We start from the raw sequence: 16,774 nt of genomic DNA on the forward strand, positions 1-16,774 counted from the left end.
TGCTACGGCAGGACCTGGATCTTGCGTCCCTTGCCGGCGGCGAACAGGGCCAGGGCGTCGGCGTACTTCTCCAGGGGCAGCCGGTCGCTGATGAAGACGTCGGGGTCCAGCAGGCCCGCGGCGAAAAGCTCAGCCGCCCGCTCGAAGCTGTGCAGCACCGCCATCGAGCCGGTGATGGTGATCTCCTGGTTGTAGATCTTGTAGGGCTCGATGGTGGCCCGCGCCGCGTAGTCCGAGACGCCGAACTGCAGGAACGTGCCGCCCTTGCCGACCCGCCCCAACCCATCCTGGATCGCACGTTCGTTGCCGGTCGCGTCGACCACCAGGTCCCACAGGTAGGGACGCTCGATCTCGTCGGCCGAAGCCGCGGTCAGGTCGCAGCCCAGCTGCACCGCCGTGGCCAACCGTTCCGGGTTGAGGTCGACGACGTCCACGCTGACCGCGCCGACCCGCTTAGCCAGCTCGAGCATCATCAGGCCCATCGTCCCCGAACCGTAGATCAGCACCCTCGAGCCGAGCTGGCCGGCGAGCACGTCGTATCCGCGCACGGCGCAAGACAGCGGCTCGATCAGCGCAGCGTCCTGGGTGCGCACGTGCTCCGGCAGCTTGACGCAGTTGGCCACCGGTGCGACCGCGTACTCGGCCGCACCACCAGCAGTGGAGACCCCGATCGCCGCCCAGCGTTCGCAGAGGTTGTTCCGGCCGAGGCGGCAGTAGTGGCACTCGAAGCAGTACAGCGACGGGTCGACCGCAACCCGGTCCCCCACCGCGATCGCGTCCGCGGCGTCGACCGACGTCCCGACCGCGACCACCTCGCCGGCGAACTCGTGGCCGGGCACCACCGGCAGGGTCGGGGCGAACTCGCCCTTGAGGATGTGCAGGTCGGTGCCGCACAGTCCGCAGGCGCTGACCCGGACGACGACCTCTCGCGGTCCCGGGGTCGGGTCCGGGAGGTCGGCGATCTCGACCTGGTCGACCCCGCTGATCACCACGGCCCTCACGTGAGCGCCCTCAGCGACAGGCCCTGGACCAGCTTGTCCTGCGCCGCGAACCCGGCGAACAGCACCGGGATGTCGACCAGCAGGTGGTGACGCTCTGATGCCTCCACGGAACCCTCCCAGGGCTCGACGGCGGTCCCACCTCGTGATGACCGTGCTCACAGTGGACACCGAGATGTCCGATTCGCCAAGCCCGTTCGGGCGCGCTCGTACCGCTGCGAACGGGCGCGAGGGTCAACGCCGCCGCCAGCGCGAAACGTGCGCCGGGGTGAGCTCGTCGACGGACTGGACGCCGAGCAGGGCCATCGTCCGGACGATCTCGCTGCTCAGGATCTGGATCGCGCGGTCCACCCCGGCTCGGCCGCCGGCCATCAGCCCGTAGAGGTAGGCCCGGCCGACCAACGTGAACCTGGCTCCATAGGCCAGCGCCGCCACGACGTCCTGGCCGCTCGTGATGCCGGTGTCCAGGTGCACCTCGACATCCGCACCGACCTCGCGGACGACGTCCGGCAGCAGGTGGAACGGCACCGGCGCCCGGTCGAGCTGGCGGCCGCCGTGGTTGGACAGCAGCACTGCGTCCACTCCGACGTCCGCGCAGCGGCGGGCGTCGTCCACGCTCTGCACGCCCTTGACGACCAGCTTGCCGGGCCACTGCGTCTTGATCCAGGCCAGGTCCTCGTAGGTGACGCTCGGGTCGAACATGGTGTTCAGCAGCTCGGCGACGGTGCCGGACCAGCGGTCCAGCGAGGCGAACGCCAGCGGCTCGGTGGTCAGGAAGTTGACCCACCACGCGGGCCGCGGGATGGCGTTCACCACCGTGCGCGGGGTGAGGGTAGGCGGAATCGTCATGCCGTTGCGCACGTCCCGCAACCGGTTGCCCGCGACCGGGACGTCGACGGTGACCAACAGGGTGTCGTACCCGGCGGCGGCGGCACGCTCGACCAGGGCCATCGAACGGTCCCGGTCCTTCCACATGTACAGCTGGAACCAGTTGCGCCCGTGCGGAGCCGCGGCGGCGACGTCCTCGATCGACGTGGTTCCCATGGTGGACAGGGAGAACGGGATGCCCGCCGCCTCCGCGGCGGTGGCGCCGGCCACCTCACCCTCGGTCTGCATCATCCTGGTGAAGCCCGTGGGGGCGATGCCGAAGGGCAGTGCACAGCTGCGTCCGAGGACGTCCACCGACGGGTCGACCTTGGACACGTCGCGCAGGATCGCGGGATGAAAGGTGATGTCCGCGAACGCCTGCCGGGCGCGGGCCAGCGTCACCTCGCCGTCCGCCGAGCCGTCGGTGTAGTCGAACGCGGCGCGCGGCGTGCGCCGCTTGGCGACCACGCGCAGGTCGGCGATCGTGTGACAGCGCTGCAGGCGCCGGGACGTCGCGTTGAGCTCCGGCGACCTGAACTGCAGCAGCGGTGCGAGATCGTGCGGGCTGGGCATTCGACGCTTCACCGGGAGCCTCCCTGTCTGGTCGCGGCTGGCGCTGTCCAACCGCGAGGCTAGCGGGCCGATTAAATCGTATCAACCGAAGCCTGGGTCTCGTCGCCTGACGACAACTCCTGTCTCTCCGTGGCTGGCGCCACGTTCTGCTGGCTGAGGCCTTGACACTCGAGGAGCCCGCTCACTAACTTGTGCTGGAACGTTTCATATGCGTGCGATGCGGGTGGGATCGTGTACCCACTGAACGTGGGGACAGTCGGGAGTGTGGTGGGCGTGGCGATCGATCGGCTGAACGAGCTGGACGACTTCACCGTCGAAGTGCCGAGCTGGGCCTACGGCAATGCCGGCACGCGTTTCAAGGTCTTCCGCACGGAGGGAGTCCCGCGCGATCCCTGGGAGAAGATCGCGGACGCGGCCCAGGTCAACGCGCTCACCGGTGCGGCACCGCGAGTCTCCTTGCACATCCCCTGGGACCGCGTGGACGACTTCGCCGGTCTGGCCGAGTACGCCGCGGGGCTGGGCGTCAGCATCGGCGGCATCAACAGCAACCTGTTCCAGGAGGACGACTACAAGCTGGGCTCGCTGACCCACGTCGACACCGGCATCCGGGCCCGCGCGATCGACCACCACCTCGAGTGCATCGAGATCATGCGGCAGACCGGCTCCAAGGACCTCAAGATCTGGCTGCCCGACGGCACGAACTACGCCGGACAGGACTCGCTCGCCCGCCGCCAGGACCGCCTCGCCGACTCGCTGGAGCAGATCTACTCAGCGCTCGACCCCGACCACCGGCTGCTGCTGGAGTACAAGTTCTTCGAGCCCTACTTCTACTCGATGGACGTCCCGGACTGGGGTACGTCGTTGCTGCACTGCCTGGCGCTGGGGCGGCAGGCGAAGGTGGTGCTGGACACCGGTCACCACGCGCCCGGGACGAACATCGAGTTCATCGTCGTGCAGCTGCTGCGCCAGGGCCGGCTGGGAGCCTTCGACTTCAATTCCAGGTACTACGCCGACGACGACCTGATCGTCGGGTCGGCGGACCCGTTCCAGTTGTTCCGGATCCTGAACGAGATCGTCGAGGCAGGCGCGCATCGACCCGAGTCGGGCGTGAACTTCATGCTCGACCAGTGCCACAACATCGAGGAGAAGATCCCGGGCCAGATCCGCTCCGTGCTCAACGTCCAGCAGGCGACGGCCAAGGCCCTGCTGGTCGACCGAACGGCGCTCACCGAGGCGCAGGACTGCGGGGACGTGCTCGGGGCGCACCAGGTGCTGATGGACGCGTTCGAGACCGACGTGCGCGAGATCCTCTCGGACCGCCGCGAACAAGCCGGCCTGCCGCGCGACCCGGTGGCCGAGTTCGCGCAGTCCGGGTACGCCGAACGGGTGGCCAAGGAGCGCGCCGACGGTGCGCAGGCGGGGTGGGGAGCCTGATGCCTGTCAGCGAGACGGTGCAGGCGCTGATCGCCCGGTCGAACCGCCTGGGCAGCGACGCACGCAACACGAACTATGCCGGTGGGAACACCTCCGCCAAGGGCGAGCTGACCGATCCGGTGACCGACGAGCCGACTCAGGTGTTGTGGGTCAAGGGTTCCGGCGGCGACCTGGGCACCCTGTCGGCGCGCGGCCTGGCCGTTCTCCGGCGCGACCGGTTGAAGGCGCTGGTCGCCGTCTACCCCGGCGTCGAGCGCGAGGACGAGATGGTCGCTGCCCTCGACTACTGTCTCTTCGGCTCCGGCGGCGCTGCACCGTCCATCGACACCGCCATGCACGGACTCGTCGAGGCCGACCACGTCGACCACCTGCACCCGGACTCGGGGATCGCGCTGGCGACTGCTGCTGACGGGGAGGCGCTCACCCGGGCGTGCTTCGGGGACCGGGTGGTCTGGGTGCCCTGGCGCCGTCCGGGTTTCCAGCTGGGACTTGACATCGCAGCGATCAAGGAGACGAACCCGCAGGCCATCGGCTGCATCCTCGGCGGGCACGGGGTCACGGCGTGGGGCGACACCAGCGCGGAGTGCGAGGCCAGGTCGCTGGAGATCATCCGGACCGCCGAGCAGTTCATCGCCACCCACGGACGCCCGGACCCGTTCGGCGCGAGTGTCCAGGCGAACGCAGCACTGGAGACGGAGGTGCGGCGAGAGCGCGCCGCACGGCTCGCTCCGATCATCCGCGGCCTGGCGTCGACCGACGCCCCGCAGGTCGGCCATTTCACGGACAGCGACGTCGTCTTGGACTTCCTGGCGCACGAGCGGACGCCCGAGCTGGCCGCCCTGGGTACGTCCTGCCCGGACCACTTCCTGCGCACCAAGATCCGCCCGATGGTCCTGGATCTCGGGCCCGGCGCCGACCTGGAGCAGGTCGAGGCCCGGCTGCGCGAGCTGCACACCGACTACCGGCAGGAGTACGCGGCGTACTACCAGCGGCACGCCACGGCCGAATCCCCGGCCATCCGCGGCGCGGACCCCGCGATCGTGCTGGTCCCCGGTGTCGGGATGTTCAGCTTCGGCAAGGACAAACAGACCGCCCGGGTCGCCGGCGAGTTCTACGTCAACGCGATCAACGTGATGCGCGGCGCCGAAGCGCTGTCCACCTACTCCCCCATCGACGAGGCCGAGAAGTTCCGGATCGAGTACTGGGCTCTCGAGGAGGCCAAGCTGGCCCGGCTGCCGAGGCCGAGGGCGCTGGCCACCCGGGTCGCGCTGGTCACCGGAGCCGGGTCCGGCATCGGCAAGGCGATCGCCGAGCGGCTGGCCGCCGAAGGCGCCTGCGTCGTGGTCAGCGACCTCGACGCCGAGGCCGCCGCGAAGGTGGCCGAGTCGATCGGCAGCACCGATGTCGCCGTTGCCGTCGCTGCCGACGTCAGCGACGAGTCCGCCGTGGCGAATGCGGTGCGCGAGGCGGTCCTGGCGTTCGGCGGACTGGACCTCGTCGTGAACAACGCAGGCCTTTCCATCTCGAAACCCTTGCTAGAGACCACCTCCCGCGACTGGGACCTGCAACACGACGTGATGGCGAAGGGGTCGTTCCTGGTCTCCCGGGAGGCGGTCCGAGTCATGGGGCCGCAGCAGATGGGCGGCGACATCGTCTATATCTCCAGCAAGAACGGCGTCTTCGCCGGCCCGAACAACGTGGCCTACGGCGCAACCAAAGCGGACCAGGCACACCAGGTACGGCTGCTCGCCGCCGAGCTCGGTTCGCTCGGGATCCGCGTCAACGGCGTGAATCCGGACGGCGTGGTTCGGGGCTCGGGCATCTTCGCCGGCGGGTGGGGCGCGCAGCGCGCGGCCGTCTACGGGGTAGCGGAAGAGGACCTCGGCGCCTACTACGCCAAGCGGACCCTGCTCGGTAAGGAGGTGCTGCCCGAGCACATCGCCGCGGCGGTCTTCGCGCTCACCGGCGGGGACCTGTCGCAGACCACCGGCCTGCACATCCCGGTCGACTCCGGCGTCGCGACCGCGTTCCTGCGCTAGGGACTGCCACGATGCACGTCGCCGCCGTCGACCTCGGCGCCTCCAGCGGCCGAGTGATGCTGGCGGACGTCGGAACGGACCGGCTTGCGCTGCAAGAGATACACCGGTTCCCGAACGTCCCGGTCACGGTTGACCACACCCTGTACTGGGATGTTCTGGGCTTGTACGGCGGCATGCAGGAGGGCCTTCGGCGGGTGCACGGGCTGGTCGGCGAGCTGGCCGGCATCGGGGTCGACGCCTGGGCGGTGGACTACGGGCTGCTGGACAGCGACGGCCGGCTGATCGACAACCCGGTGCACTACCGGGACTCCCGGACGGCGAACGCGCTGGACATGGTGCACCGGGTGATCGGCCGCGACGAGCTCTACCGGACGACTGGTGTGCAGGAGCTGTCTTTCAACACGTTGGTACAGCTGGCCTGCGAGCGTGGCACGGCCAGGTTGGCCAGGGCGCAGCGCCTGCTACTGGTGCCCGACCTGCTGACGTACTGGATGAGCGGCCAGGTCGGGGCCGAGCGGACCAACGCCTCCACCACTCAGCTGTACGACGCGACGCGACGCTGCTGGGAGCCGTCCTTCCTGACCCGACTGGGAGTTCCGTTCGAGCTGCTGGCACCGCTGGTCGATCCCGGCACCGTCATCGGACCGGTCACCAGGGACTTCGCCGGGCTGATCGGTGGAAGCGAGCGAACCCAGGTGGTGGCGGTCGGCTCGCACGACACCGCGTCAGCGGTCGCCGGCACACCGTTGGGTAACCCGCGGACGGCGGCGTTCATCTCCTCCGGCACGTGGTCGCTGGTCGGCGTAGAGCTGGCGGAACCCGTGCTCACCGACGCGGCGCGCACCGCGAACTTCACCAACGAGGCCGGGGTCGACGGCACGGTTCGCTTCCTGCGCAATGTGATGGGGCTGTGGATCATCCAGGAGTCACTGCGCACCTGGAAGCTGGCCGGCCGGCCGCAGGACCTGCGGCGACTGATCCACGAGGCGGCGCGGCTGCCGCGGCTGACCTGGGTGATCGACCCGGACGACGCGTCGCTGCTGCCACCCGGCGACCAGCCGTCCCGGATCGCCCGGCTCTGCGAGCAGACCGGGCAGCGGCCGCCGACGGAGCCGGCTCAGGTCGTCCGAACGATCCTGGACAGCCTTGCCCTTGCCTACCGGCGGGCGGTCCGCCTGGCGCAGGCCGTCACCGGGGTCGACGTGCAAACTGTGCACGTGGTCGGCGGTGGAGCCAACAACGCGCTCCTGTGCCAGCTGACCGCGGACGCCTGCGGGGTGCCTGTGCTGGCCGGCCCGGTCGAGGCTGCCGCGATCGGCAACGCGCTCGTGCAGGCCCGCGCACTCGGTGGGCTGTCCGGCGACCTGTCTGCGCTGCGGCAGCTGGTGTCCCGAACCCAGCAGGTCGTGCGCTACGAACCCCAGGGGGTGCAGGCCGAGTGGGACGCTGCCCAGGGCCGGTTGGACCGCCGGACGAGTCAACCGGCCACGGCCTGACCGCCCGACGCACCACCCTGGGTCGAGGAACGGACGACGAGCTCGGGGGCGAAGATCACCTGACGGTGGCCGTGCGTCTTCGGAGCGCGCACCTCCTCGATCAACAGCTCGGCGGCCGCCTGCCCCAGCTGGGTCGTCGGCTGCCTGATTGAGGTCAGGGCGACGGCCGCGGCAGCGGCGAAGTCGATGTCGTCGTAGCCGACGATCGCCATGTCGTCGGGCACCGCGAGCCGGTTCGCCGTCATGCTCTGCAGCATCCCGAGGGCGAGCAGATCGTTGGCGCAGAACACCGCGGTGGGTCGTCTGGCGCCGCGGGTGAGGAGCTGGTCGCCCGCCGCGCGACCGGCCGCGACGTTCAGCCCAGGCGTCTCCAGGACCGCCAGGTCCTTGGGGTTCAGTCCCGCCTGCTCCATGGCCAGCCTGGCGCCGGCCAGCCGGTCCTCGACCTGCCCGATCGAGCTGGGACCTCCGACGAAGCCGATCCTGGTGTGCCCGCACGCGATCAAGTGCGCGACCGCCTGCCGCCCACCGGAGACGTCGTCCACCGAGACGGAGCAGAAGTTGGACGACGACGGGCGGTCCACCATGACCACGGGGGTGCCGGAGCGGGCGATCCGGCTGATGTTCTTGCTGCGGGCCGACATCGGGGTGATCAGGATGCCGAACACGCGCTGCTCCTGGAGCATGCTCAGGTACTTGTCCTCGCGGGACTCGGACTCCCTGCTGTTGCAGAGCATCACCCCGAGGTTGTTGGCATCCGCGGCGATCTCGACGCCGGCGGCCAGGTCGGTGAAGAAGGGGTTCGCGACGTCCAGCACCAGCAGGCCGATCGTCCGGCTGCGTCCGGCTCGCAGCTGCCGGGCGGCCTCGTTGCGGACGTAGCCGAGCTCGTCGATCGCGGCGTGCACCCGCGCCCTGGTCGCCTCGGTCACCCGGTCCGGCCGGTTGAGCACGTTCGACACCGTGCCCAGCGAGACCCCCGCCCGCGACGCGACGTCCTTCACGCTCACCGTCTCTGACATCTACGAGCTCCAGGTGCATTCAGGTGTCGCCCGGGCCGGACGAGGCAGCGCGCTCAGGGTCCCCGGCCTAAATCGTATCAATGAGTGGGCCGGTCCTTGACAGCGACTTGACGGGAATGGAAGTGTGTAAAACGTTTCAACATGTGTGCCAGTAGCAGTTCCGACCGTTTTCGCAGAGTGGGGAGATGCGCGTATGTCCCAGGATCCGGCCCGTCCCGACCGCACCGACTGGACGGCCCAGATGGTCTCACCGGACGAGGAGTTCGACGGCGCACCGAACCTGCGCCAGCAGTTCACGCTGGACGCCGGGCACGGCCCGATCGCACGTGCCACGCTCGCCATCACGGCCTGCGGGATCTTCGAGGCGTTCATCAACGGTGTGCCCGTCTCCGCCGACGTGCTGAGCCCGGGCTGGTCGAGCTACGAGTGGCGCCTGCGATACCGCGAGTACGACGTGAGCGGGCTGCTCGATGACGACTCGGTCCTTGCCGTCCAGCTCGGCAACGGCTGGTTCCGCGGCCGGCTGGGCTTCCAGGGCAACCGGGCGTTCTACGGCCCTGAGCTGGCCCTGCTCGCCCAGCTCGACGTCACCTTCGAGGACGGCCACACCCAGCGGGTCGGCACCGACCCGACGTGGCAGGCGGGTCCATCGGACACCGTCGCCAACGACCTGTACGACGGGCAGACCATCGACGCGCGACTGCGCGACGAGACGTGGAAGCAGCCCGGGGCCAAGCTCGCCGGCTGGGCCGGCGTCCACCCAGTGGAGTTCGACCTAGGCCGGCTCACGGCGTACGTCGGTCCGCCGGTGGTCCGGCACGAGACGTTGCGACCGACCGCCGTCTGGACGACGGCGTCCGGGCGGCTGCTGCTCGACTTCGGCCAGAACGCCGTCGGCTGGGTGCGGCTGCGCGTCCAGGGCGAGCGCGGGCACACCGTCACGGTGCGGCACGCCGAGGTGCTCGAGCACGGCGAGCTGGGCACCCGGCCGCTGCGCGACGCCGAAGCCACCGACCGCTACGTGCTCAGCGGCGGCACCGACACGTTCGAGCCGACCAAGACGTTCCACGGCTTCCGGTACGCCGAGATCGACGGCTGGCCCGCCGGGTCGTCACTGGCGGACGTCGACGCGGTCGTCGTCCACTCCGAGCTGAAGCGCACCGGCCACTTCGAGAGCTCCGACGCGCTACTCAACCGGTTCCACGAGAACGTGGTCTGGGGTCTTCGGGGCAACTTCCTCGACGTGCCCACGGACTGCCCTCAACGCAACGAACGCCTCGGCTGGACCGGCGACCTGTCGGTCTTCGCGCCCTCCGCGACGTTCCTGTACGACGTGCGCGACTTCCTGCGCGACTGGCTGCTCGACCTGGCCGCCGAGCAGTCCCACCACGAAGGCATGGTTCCGTTCGTCATCCCGGACATCCTCAAGTACGAGACGCTGCCGGCTGAGTTCCCCACCCCCGACAGCACCGCCGTTTGGAGCGACGCTGCGGTCTGGGTGCCCTGGGCGCTGTGGCAGGCTTACGGCCAGCTCGCAGACCTGGAGGACCAGTACGACTCGATGACTGCCCACGTGCGCCGCGTCGAGTCGCTCCTGTCGCCGAACGGGCTGTGGGACACCGGGTTCCAGTTCGGTGACTGGCTCGACCCGCAGGCGCCGCCGGACGAGCCCTTCAAGGCCAAGGCGGACAACGGGGTGGTGGCGACCGCGTGCTTCTACCGGTCCGCGTCTCTCGTCGCCCGGACGGCCGAGCTGCTCGGCCGGACCGAGGACGCCGCGTCCTGGCACGCCTTGGCTGCCCGCACCCGGGCGGCGTTCCTGCAGCACTACGTCCGCTCCGACGGCACGGTCCTGAGCGACTGCGCCACCGTGTACGCACTGGCTATCACCTTCGAGCTGTTGGACGGTGCCGCCCTGGCGGCAGCGGGAAGCCGGCTGGCCGAGCTGGTGGCGCAGAACGACTACCGCATCTCGACCGGGTTCGCCGGCACCGCGTACGTCACCGACGCACTGACCAGCACCGGGCACCTGGACGCGGCGTACCGGTTGCTGATGGAGCGTCAGTGCCCGTCCTGGCTGTACCCGGTGACCATGGGCGCCACCACTGTGTGGGAGCGCTGGGACTCGATGCTGCCGGACGGCTCGATCAACCCCGGCGAGATGACCAGCTTCAACCACTATGCGCTCGGTGGCGTCGCCGACTGGATCCACCGCACGGTCGGCGGCCTGGCCCCGCTGGAACCCGGCTACCGACGCGCACTGATCGCACCGGTCCCGGGCGGCGGACTGACCTGGGCACGCACCAGCCTGGGGACGCCGCACGGGCAGCTCCAGATCTCCTGGTCCGTTGACGACGAGGGCGACCTCGAGGTCACCGCAGTCGTGCCGGACGGCGTCAGCGCGCTCGTGCGGCTACCGGGTGAGCCGGACGTCGAGGTCGGCCCCGGCGAACACACCTTCAAGGCCGCCCGGGCCGCAGCCTGAGCGCGCCTCCCACCCTCGTCAGCCCTTGACGGCACCAGCCGTCATGCCGGCCACGATGCGCTTGTTGAAGAACAGAAACATGACCAACGGCAGCACCGTGATCAGCAGCATGTTGGCGAACAGAAGGTTGTACTGGGTGTTGAACTGGCTCTGGAAGTTGAACAACGTCAGCTGGGCCGTCGCGTTCTCGTCACCGGGCAGAAAGTACAGCGGGTTCTGGAAGTCGTTGAACACGAAGACCGACTGCAGCACGATCACGGTGACGATCACCGAACGCAGCAACGGGAAGATCACCTGGAAGAACAGCCGGATCGGGCCAGCGCCGTCGATCAGCGCAGCCTCGTCCAGCTCACGCGGGATCGTGGAGATGAAGGCGCGGAAGAGCAGGACGCAGAACGCCATGCCCAGCGCGACCTCGACGAAGATCAGACCCGACATCGTCCTGAACAGGTGCAGCCTCTGCAGGACCCAGATGGTGGGGACCACGGCCGGCGGGATGATCAGCCCGGCCAGGACGAACATGTTCACGACCGGGTTCAGCTTGGACTTGCGGCGCTGCAGCACGTAGGCCGCCATCGCACTGAAGACCACCAGGAGCGCAACTGCGCTGACCGTCAGGATGGTGCTGTTGATCAGAGCGATCACCAGGATGTAGTCCCTGGCCTGCAGGGCTCCCTTGAGGTTGTCCAGGAGGTGCCAGTGCGTCGGCAAGGAGAAGCTGAACTCGGCTGCCTCGCTGGGGCTCTTCGCCGCGGAAAGCAGGATGAAGATGAACGGGACAATGAAGACTACGCTGAACAGCACGATCGACACGGTCCCCAGCAGGACTCCTCTGTGCCTCATCGGTCCACCTCCCCGCGGTTGAGCACCCAGAACAAGGGCACGACGATCACGGTCACCAGCAGGAACAGGATGACGTTGCCGGCAGTGGACAAGCCGTAGAAGCCGGCTTGGTACTGCTTGTAGATCACCGACGCGATGACGTCCGTTGTGAACCCAGGCCCGCCCTTGGTCATGGACCAGATGAGGTCGAAGGACCGAAGTCCGCCGATCAGGGACAGGATGATCACCGTCGCGGTCGCGGGCCGCATCAGGGGCAGGATGACATTGCGGAAGACCTGCCAGCGCGAGGCGCCGTCCACCTTGGCCGCCTCGACGTACTCGCCGGGGATGGTCACGATGCCCGCGATGAAGATGACCATCGCCAGGCCGACGCCCTTCCAGACGTCCACCATGGCCACGGACAGCAGGGCGGTCTTGGTGTCCACCAGCCAGGCCGGGCCTTGGATCCCGACGACTGCGAGCGCACGGTTCACCATGCCGGTGTCCGGGTTCAGCAGTACCTGGAACGTGATCCCGATCCCGATGGCGCTGACCAGGACCGGGAAGAACGCCACCGAGCGCAGGAAGGGCCGACCGATGATCTGCGAGGTCAGCAGCAGGGCCAGCGCCATACCGATGACGACCTTGAGCACGCAGGTCACGAAGGCGTAGATCAGGGTGTTGACCAGGCCCTTGGTGAGCGCGTCCTCCTGGAAGAACGCCACGAAGTTGTCCAGTCCGATGAAGTGCCAGTCGAACAGGGTCCACCGGGTGAGGCTGAAGAAGAAGGACACGATCGTCGGTACGAGGAAGAGGCCGATGAAGACCACCGCAGCCGGCAGGTAGAACCACAGTGGGTAGACCTTCTGCCGCCGGCGAGACGCACTGTCCTGCGATGCGGGCTCGCGCTGTCGTGTACTCGTCGCCGCGTCGGTCGTGCTCGTGGTGGTGGCCACGTCGTCACCTCAAATCCGGTCCGTCGGGATCGTGCGGTCGGCGGCTCCCCGCGCCCCTCAGCGGGGAGCCGCCGACCGAGTCACTCATGACCAGCCGGGCAGTCCCAGCTGCTGGGCCTGCTTCTTCACGTCCTTGTCGTAGAGCGCAGCGCCGTCCGGCGCCTTCTTCAACCCGGACCCCACCTCGACGGTGATCTGCTCCAGGGCCGGGCCCTTGATGGGCGACAGGAACTCGAGCGCCGGGGTGACGTTGTCCGAGTCGCCGGCGTACTTGGACAGGTCCTTGACCGCGTCCGGGACGTCGCCGGGCAGCGTGCACCCGGTCACCACGTACGGGCCTGCCGGCGGGTAGCCCTTGGTCTGCGCGTCGCAGCCCTCCTTGCTGGCGGCGAAGCCCAGGAACTTCTCTGCAGCCGTGAGCTTGGCGCCGGTCGTGGTCTTCGGGATGTAGATGCCCGGCGGCAGCCACAGCGTCAGCCCGTTCTTGGCGGCGTCGTCGCCCGGCTGCGGGAAGAAGCCGATGTCCTTGATCTTGTCCGGGCTCTGCGCCTGGATGGTGCCGATCCCGAAGGTCAGCATCGGGTAGGAGGAGCCCTTGCCGTCCGCCAGGTCCTTCAGCCCCTGCTCGAACTTCTCGGAGCCGTAGTTCTTGTTCAGGTAGCCGGCATCGTGCACCGCCTGCAGACGCTGGAACCCGAGCAACGCCGGGTCGTCCACGTAGTGCGCCTGGTTCTGGGTGTACTTGGTGGCCCAGTCGGCCTGGGCTGCCGCGACGTTGTGGAAGTCCGCCAGCACGTAGAGCTGCGACGTCCAGGTGTCCGCGTAGGTCTGGATCACCGGCACGATCCCGGCGGCCTTCACCTTGGCGTTGTTGGACATGTAGTCGGCCCAGGTCTTGGGGACGCTCAGGCCCAGCTTGGAGTAGATGGCCTTGTTGTAGAGGATGCCGCCACCCATCGCCACCCCGAACGGCGCGCCGTAGATGTCGCTGCCGGCCTTGACCACGGTCTGGAAGGAGGGTTCGACGTCCTTGAGCCAGGGCTGGCTGGTCTGCGGCACCAGGTTCTTCGCGGGGTCGATCGCTTGGAACAGCGAGCCCGAGTTGTACATGAACACGTCGTTCATGTCGCCGGTCGACAGGCGCGTCTTGATCAGGTTGTCACCGTCACCGCCACCCGGTCGTTGCTCGAGCTTGATGGTGATGTTGGGGTTCTTGGCGTGAAACGCATCAGCCAGACCTTGCGCGGTCTTGACGGTCGAGTCGGAGTTGTCGACGAGGAACGACAGCGTCGTCGCACCGTTCTTGTCGTCGCCCCCCGACTTCAAAGAGCCTGCACTACAAGCCGTCACAGCGAGCGCGCTCGCGAGTCCGGCGACGGCGATCGCGAGTGAGCGCCGCTTCATCGGGATGCTCATCCTGTCCTCCAGGGATGTCGTCGGGCCTGCGCCCAGTTGTAACGTTTCATGTCGCTGAACGCAGACGCTATTCGACTCGGAGGGTCCAGGTCAAGGGTTTCTGCGCAGTTGTGAACCGGTCGTATCCCGACCGTGGTCAGCACGCGTATCGTCGGCGGCATCGGAGCAGGGGGCCAACGAGGTCGGGGCCGTCATGGAGCCTGTCGCACCGAGCGAGCACGACGACCGCGTGCTGACCTACACCAGGGGCCTGGCCGTGTTCATCACACCGTTCCTGCTGCTTGCCTTCGCGGTCCTCTACCCGGTCCCGGACGACACCGCGCGGCTGTTCGCCTGGACGATCCACCCGACGATGACGCCGATGGTGCTCGCCTCGGCGTACCTGGGAGGTGCCTACTTCTTCATCCGGGCTGCCTGGGCCAAACGGTGGAACACCCTGCGGATCGGGTTCGCGGCGGTCACGCTCTTCGCCTCCCTGCTGGGCATCGCCACCATCGTGCACTGGGACAGGTTCAACCACGGCCACGTGGCGTTCTGGCTCTGGGCCGGCCTCTACTTCGTCGCACCGTTCCTCGTCCTGGGTGCCTGGCTGACCAACCAGCGGGTCTCTGCGAAGCCCACGGCCCAGGAGCTGCGGCTGGGACAGGTGTCGCGTGCGGTGGTGGGCGGGGTCGGTCTGCTCGCCCTGCTGCAGGGGCTGGCCATGTTCGTCGCACCACAGCAGTTCATCGGCATCTGGCCGTGGACGCTCACCCCGCTGACCTGCCGGGTGGTCGCGGCGGTCTTCTGCCTCGGGTCCGCCGGGATCGGCGTGCTGGTCGATCCGCGCTGGACGTCGCTGCGGCTGATGCTCCAGGTCGAGGTGATCATGGTGGTGCTCATCCTGGTCGCGGCGGCCCGGGCGCACAGCGAGTTCGACACCTCGCGGCCGCTCACCTGGCTACTGCTGCTGGGCTTCCTCGGCGTGCTGGCGGGATCGACCTACTTGTGGCTGCTCTACGAACGCGGCGGCGGCAGCACCACGCCGAAGCCGGCCACCGCGAGCCTGAGCAGCACCTGACCCGGCGCCAGCAGGTCGGCGATCTTGGCGGCACTGAGCAGCTCGAGCTCGGCCAGCCGCTCGGCGTACGCGGCGTCGCCGGCCAGTCGCGCGACGTGCAGCTCCTCGGTGTTCAGCCAGACCTTCTGGCGAGCCTCACGCAGGAAGCGCTTCGAGCTCAGCCGGTTGAGCGGCTGCAGCACCCGGTCGAGCAGGGTCCGGCGGCTGACCCCGGCCAGCTCGTCGTCCTCCGCCGCGACCCGCGCGGACAGCACGCCGTCGATCCGCTCGTGGTCGCGTCGACGGCTGCCCAGCACCTGGCGGTCGGCGTAGTCCTGCGGCGAGATGACGGCGAGCAACGCCTGCGGGAGGTCGTAGTTGATGTGCGCGTTGATCCCGAGCAGCACGTGTCGCAGGGCTGGCAGCTGCGGTGGGGCGTCGAACGCGAGCCGCCAGGGCCGGGGCACGCCCGCTCCCCCGGCCAGGTCGGCGTCCAGGGCGTCCAGGTAGAGGTCGGCGAACGCGACGTCCCAGTCCTGCACCCACTTCGCGTCCTCGAAGACCCCGCGGGCGATCGCGCTGCCGACCGCTGACGTGGTGCGGCAGTAAGTGTCCAGGAACACCCGTCGACTCTCGGCGCTGGCCGGCAGGGTATCCAGCCGGGACTGCATGGCGGCCACCACCCCGGCGAGCGAACGCGGTTCACCCGGTGGGTCGGTCCCCGTCACACAGGGTCCACTGGCCGATACGGAACACCACGAACTCGGCCGGTCGGACCGGCGCCACCCCGATCTCCAACACCAGCCGACCGTTGTCGACGTCGTTCTGGCTCATCGTGCTGCGGTCGCAACGGACGAAGAACGCCTCCTCGGCGCCGGTGCCCATCAGCGCGCCGTCCCGCCACTCCTGGTACAGAAAGGTCGAGGCGGCTTCCCGCACCGCCGCCCAGAGTCGCTCACCGTTCGGCTCGAAGGCGACCCACTCCAGCCCCCCCTGGAGGGAGTGCTCCAGGTAGAGCAGGAGGCGTCGCACGTTGACGTACTTCCACTGTGGGTCGCTCGCGACGGAGCGGCCGGGGATTCGTCCGAGAATCGTCCGGGCATGCACGGTGCTGTGGCCGTCCGCCATGTCGGGCGCCACCGTAGACCCGGCCCGGTCAGGCGCACAAGATCACCATCGTTCGCGGTGCGGTACCAACGTCAAACGGTCCGTCAAACACCGTCGAGGTCAGATGGCTCCACCGGAGCGGCCGAACCGGCCGCCCCACGTTGAGAACAGGAACGCAGATGGCACTTTTCATGGACGTCCACACCATCGACGGTGGGGTGACGGTGGACGACGTCGCGGGCGCGCACGCCGCCGACCTCAAGACCCAGGGCCCGCACGGCGTGAACTACCTGCGCTACTGGGTGGACGAGCGGGCCGGCAAGATCTTCTGCCTGGTCGACGCCCCGGACGCCGACGCAGCCAACACCGTGCACCGCGAGGCGCACGGCCTGGTCGCCGACGAGATCTACCCGGTCAGCGAGCACGCGTAGGCACGAGGTTGCCGCAGGCCCGCCAGGCAGGAGGTGGCGGGTCTGCGGTTCGCGTGCCGTTAACCCTGTTGGCCGCGGACGGCGACCGC

13 protein-coding genes and 2 pseudogenes are annotated in these 16,774 nt (G+C 68.8%); 6 read left to right on the plus strand and 9 right to left on the minus strand.

Features of this window, described 5'->3' with window-relative positions; translation table 11 throughout:
* Positions 1-2: 2 nt before the first annotated feature.
* The 3 genes and pseudogenes from ACPPVT_RS19490 to ACPPVT_RS19500 all read right to left on the minus strand — a co-directional run bounded on the left by ACPPVT_RS19490 (position 3) and on the right by ACPPVT_RS19500 (position 2,450).
* A complete protein-coding gene (locus tag ACPPVT_RS19490; RefSeq protein ID WP_426563199.1) occupies positions 3-1,001 on the minus strand; it encodes a zinc-dependent alcohol dehydrogenase family protein in 999 nt (332 codons plus the stop codon).
* Positions 998-1,084 (minus strand): annotated as a pseudogene (locus ACPPVT_RS19495) (carbohydrate ABC transporter permease); the annotation flags it as partial. The gene ACPPVT_RS19490 and the pseudogene ACPPVT_RS19495, both read right to left, overlap by 4 nt.
* Before the next feature lie 148 nt (positions 1,085-1,232).
* Positions 1,233-2,450, minus strand: coding sequence for an alpha-hydroxy acid oxidase (locus ACPPVT_RS19500; protein WP_426563201.1), 1,218 nt, complete (start codon positions 2,448-2,450; stop codon positions 1,233-1,235).
* Between the two features lie 261 nt (positions 2,451-2,711).
* Here ACPPVT_RS19500 and rhaI point away from each other — a divergent pair, with 261 nt between their 5' ends.
* The 3 genes from rhaI to ACPPVT_RS19515 are packed head-to-tail and all read left to right on the plus strand — an operon-like array spanning position 2,712 to position 7,407.
* On the plus strand, positions 2,712-3,872 hold the full coding sequence (gene rhaI / locus ACPPVT_RS19505) for an L-rhamnose isomerase (RefSeq protein WP_426563202.1): 1,161 nt from the start codon (positions 2,712-2,714) through the stop codon (positions 3,870-3,872).
* Positions 3,872-5,911 carry a bifunctional aldolase/short-chain dehydrogenase gene (locus tag ACPPVT_RS19510; protein ID WP_426563204.1) on the plus strand — a complete coding sequence of 680 codons (2,040 nt, stop codon included), beginning with the start codon at positions 3,872-3,874 and terminating at the stop codon, positions 5,909-5,911. Before rhaI ends, ACPPVT_RS19510 begins: the two co-directional genes overlap by 1 nt.
* An 11-nt stretch (positions 5,912-5,922) precedes the next feature.
* Entirely contained in the window at positions 5,923-7,407 is a 1,485-nt protein-coding gene (locus ACPPVT_RS19515; RefSeq protein ID WP_426563206.1) for a rhamnulokinase, read from the plus strand.
* On the opposite strand, the gene ACPPVT_RS19520 is transcribed toward ACPPVT_RS19515, so the two are convergent.
* Positions 7,389-8,429 (minus strand): LacI family DNA-binding transcriptional regulator, encoded by a 1,041-nt coding sequence (locus ACPPVT_RS19520; RefSeq protein ID WP_426563208.1) that lies wholly within the window; start codon positions 8,427-8,429, stop codon positions 7,389-7,391. The genes ACPPVT_RS19515 and ACPPVT_RS19520 overlap by 19 nt on opposite strands.
* 193 nt (positions 8,430-8,622) lie before the next feature.
* On the opposite strand from ACPPVT_RS19520, the gene ACPPVT_RS19525 reads away from it, so the two are divergent.
* Positions 8,623-10,914 carry a family 78 glycoside hydrolase catalytic domain gene (locus tag ACPPVT_RS19525; protein WP_426563210.1) on the plus strand — a complete coding sequence of 764 codons (2,292 nt, stop codon included), beginning with the start codon at positions 8,623-8,625 and terminating at the stop codon, positions 10,912-10,914.
* An 18-nt stretch (positions 10,915-10,932) separates the two neighbouring features.
* Here the strand turns inward: ACPPVT_RS19525 and ACPPVT_RS19530 are convergent, their stop codons facing one another.
* From ACPPVT_RS19530 to ACPPVT_RS19540, 3 genes are all read right to left on the minus strand, one after another.
* On the minus strand, positions 10,933-11,757 hold the full coding sequence (locus ACPPVT_RS19530) for a carbohydrate ABC transporter permease (protein ID WP_426563212.1): 825 nt from the start codon (positions 11,755-11,757) through the stop codon (positions 10,933-10,935).
* Entirely contained in the window at positions 11,754-12,692 is a 939-nt protein-coding gene (locus tag ACPPVT_RS19535; RefSeq protein WP_426563214.1) for a carbohydrate ABC transporter permease, read from the minus strand. The genes ACPPVT_RS19530 and ACPPVT_RS19535 overlap by 4 nt, the downstream gene beginning before the upstream one ends.
* A gap of 84 nt (positions 12,693-12,776) precedes the next feature.
* Positions 12,777-14,108: an ABC transporter substrate-binding protein gene (locus ACPPVT_RS19540; protein ID WP_426563216.1), complete on the minus strand. Its 1,332-nt coding sequence runs from the start codon at positions 14,106-14,108 to the stop codon at positions 12,777-12,779.
* 193 nt (positions 14,109-14,301) lie between these two features.
* On the opposite strand from ACPPVT_RS19540, the gene ACPPVT_RS19545 reads away from it, so the two are divergent.
* Positions 14,302-15,168 (plus strand): hypothetical protein, encoded by an 867-nt coding sequence (locus ACPPVT_RS19545; RefSeq protein ID WP_426563218.1) that lies wholly within the window; start codon positions 14,302-14,304, stop codon positions 15,166-15,168.
* Here ACPPVT_RS19545 and ACPPVT_RS19550 read toward each other — a convergent pair.
* Complete coding sequence (locus tag ACPPVT_RS19550; RefSeq protein WP_426563219.1) at positions 15,105-15,875, minus strand: DUF5995 family protein; 771 nt, start codon at positions 15,873-15,875, stop codon at positions 15,105-15,107. The two genes, ACPPVT_RS19545 and ACPPVT_RS19550, sit on opposite strands and share 64 nt — an antisense overlap.
* Positions 15,850-16,218: pseudogene (locus ACPPVT_RS19555) on the minus strand (phage tail sheath C-terminal domain-containing protein); the annotation flags it as partial. The pseudogene ACPPVT_RS19555 and the gene ACPPVT_RS19550, both read right to left, overlap by 26 nt.
* Positions 16,219-16,433: 215 nt before the next feature.
* Here ACPPVT_RS19555 and ACPPVT_RS19560 point away from each other — a divergent pair.
* Complete coding sequence (locus ACPPVT_RS19560; RefSeq protein WP_426563221.1) at positions 16,434-16,685, plus strand: DUF4242 domain-containing protein; 252 nt, start codon at positions 16,434-16,436, stop codon at positions 16,683-16,685.
* The last annotated feature ends 89 nt before the right edge of the window (positions 16,686-16,774 follow it).

Origin of the sequence: Angustibacter sp. McL0619, assembly GCF_049994355.1 — a bacterium.
In the GTDB taxonomy this organism is placed as follows: domain Bacteria; phylum Actinomycetota; class Actinomycetes; order Actinomycetales; family Angustibacteraceae; genus Angustibacter.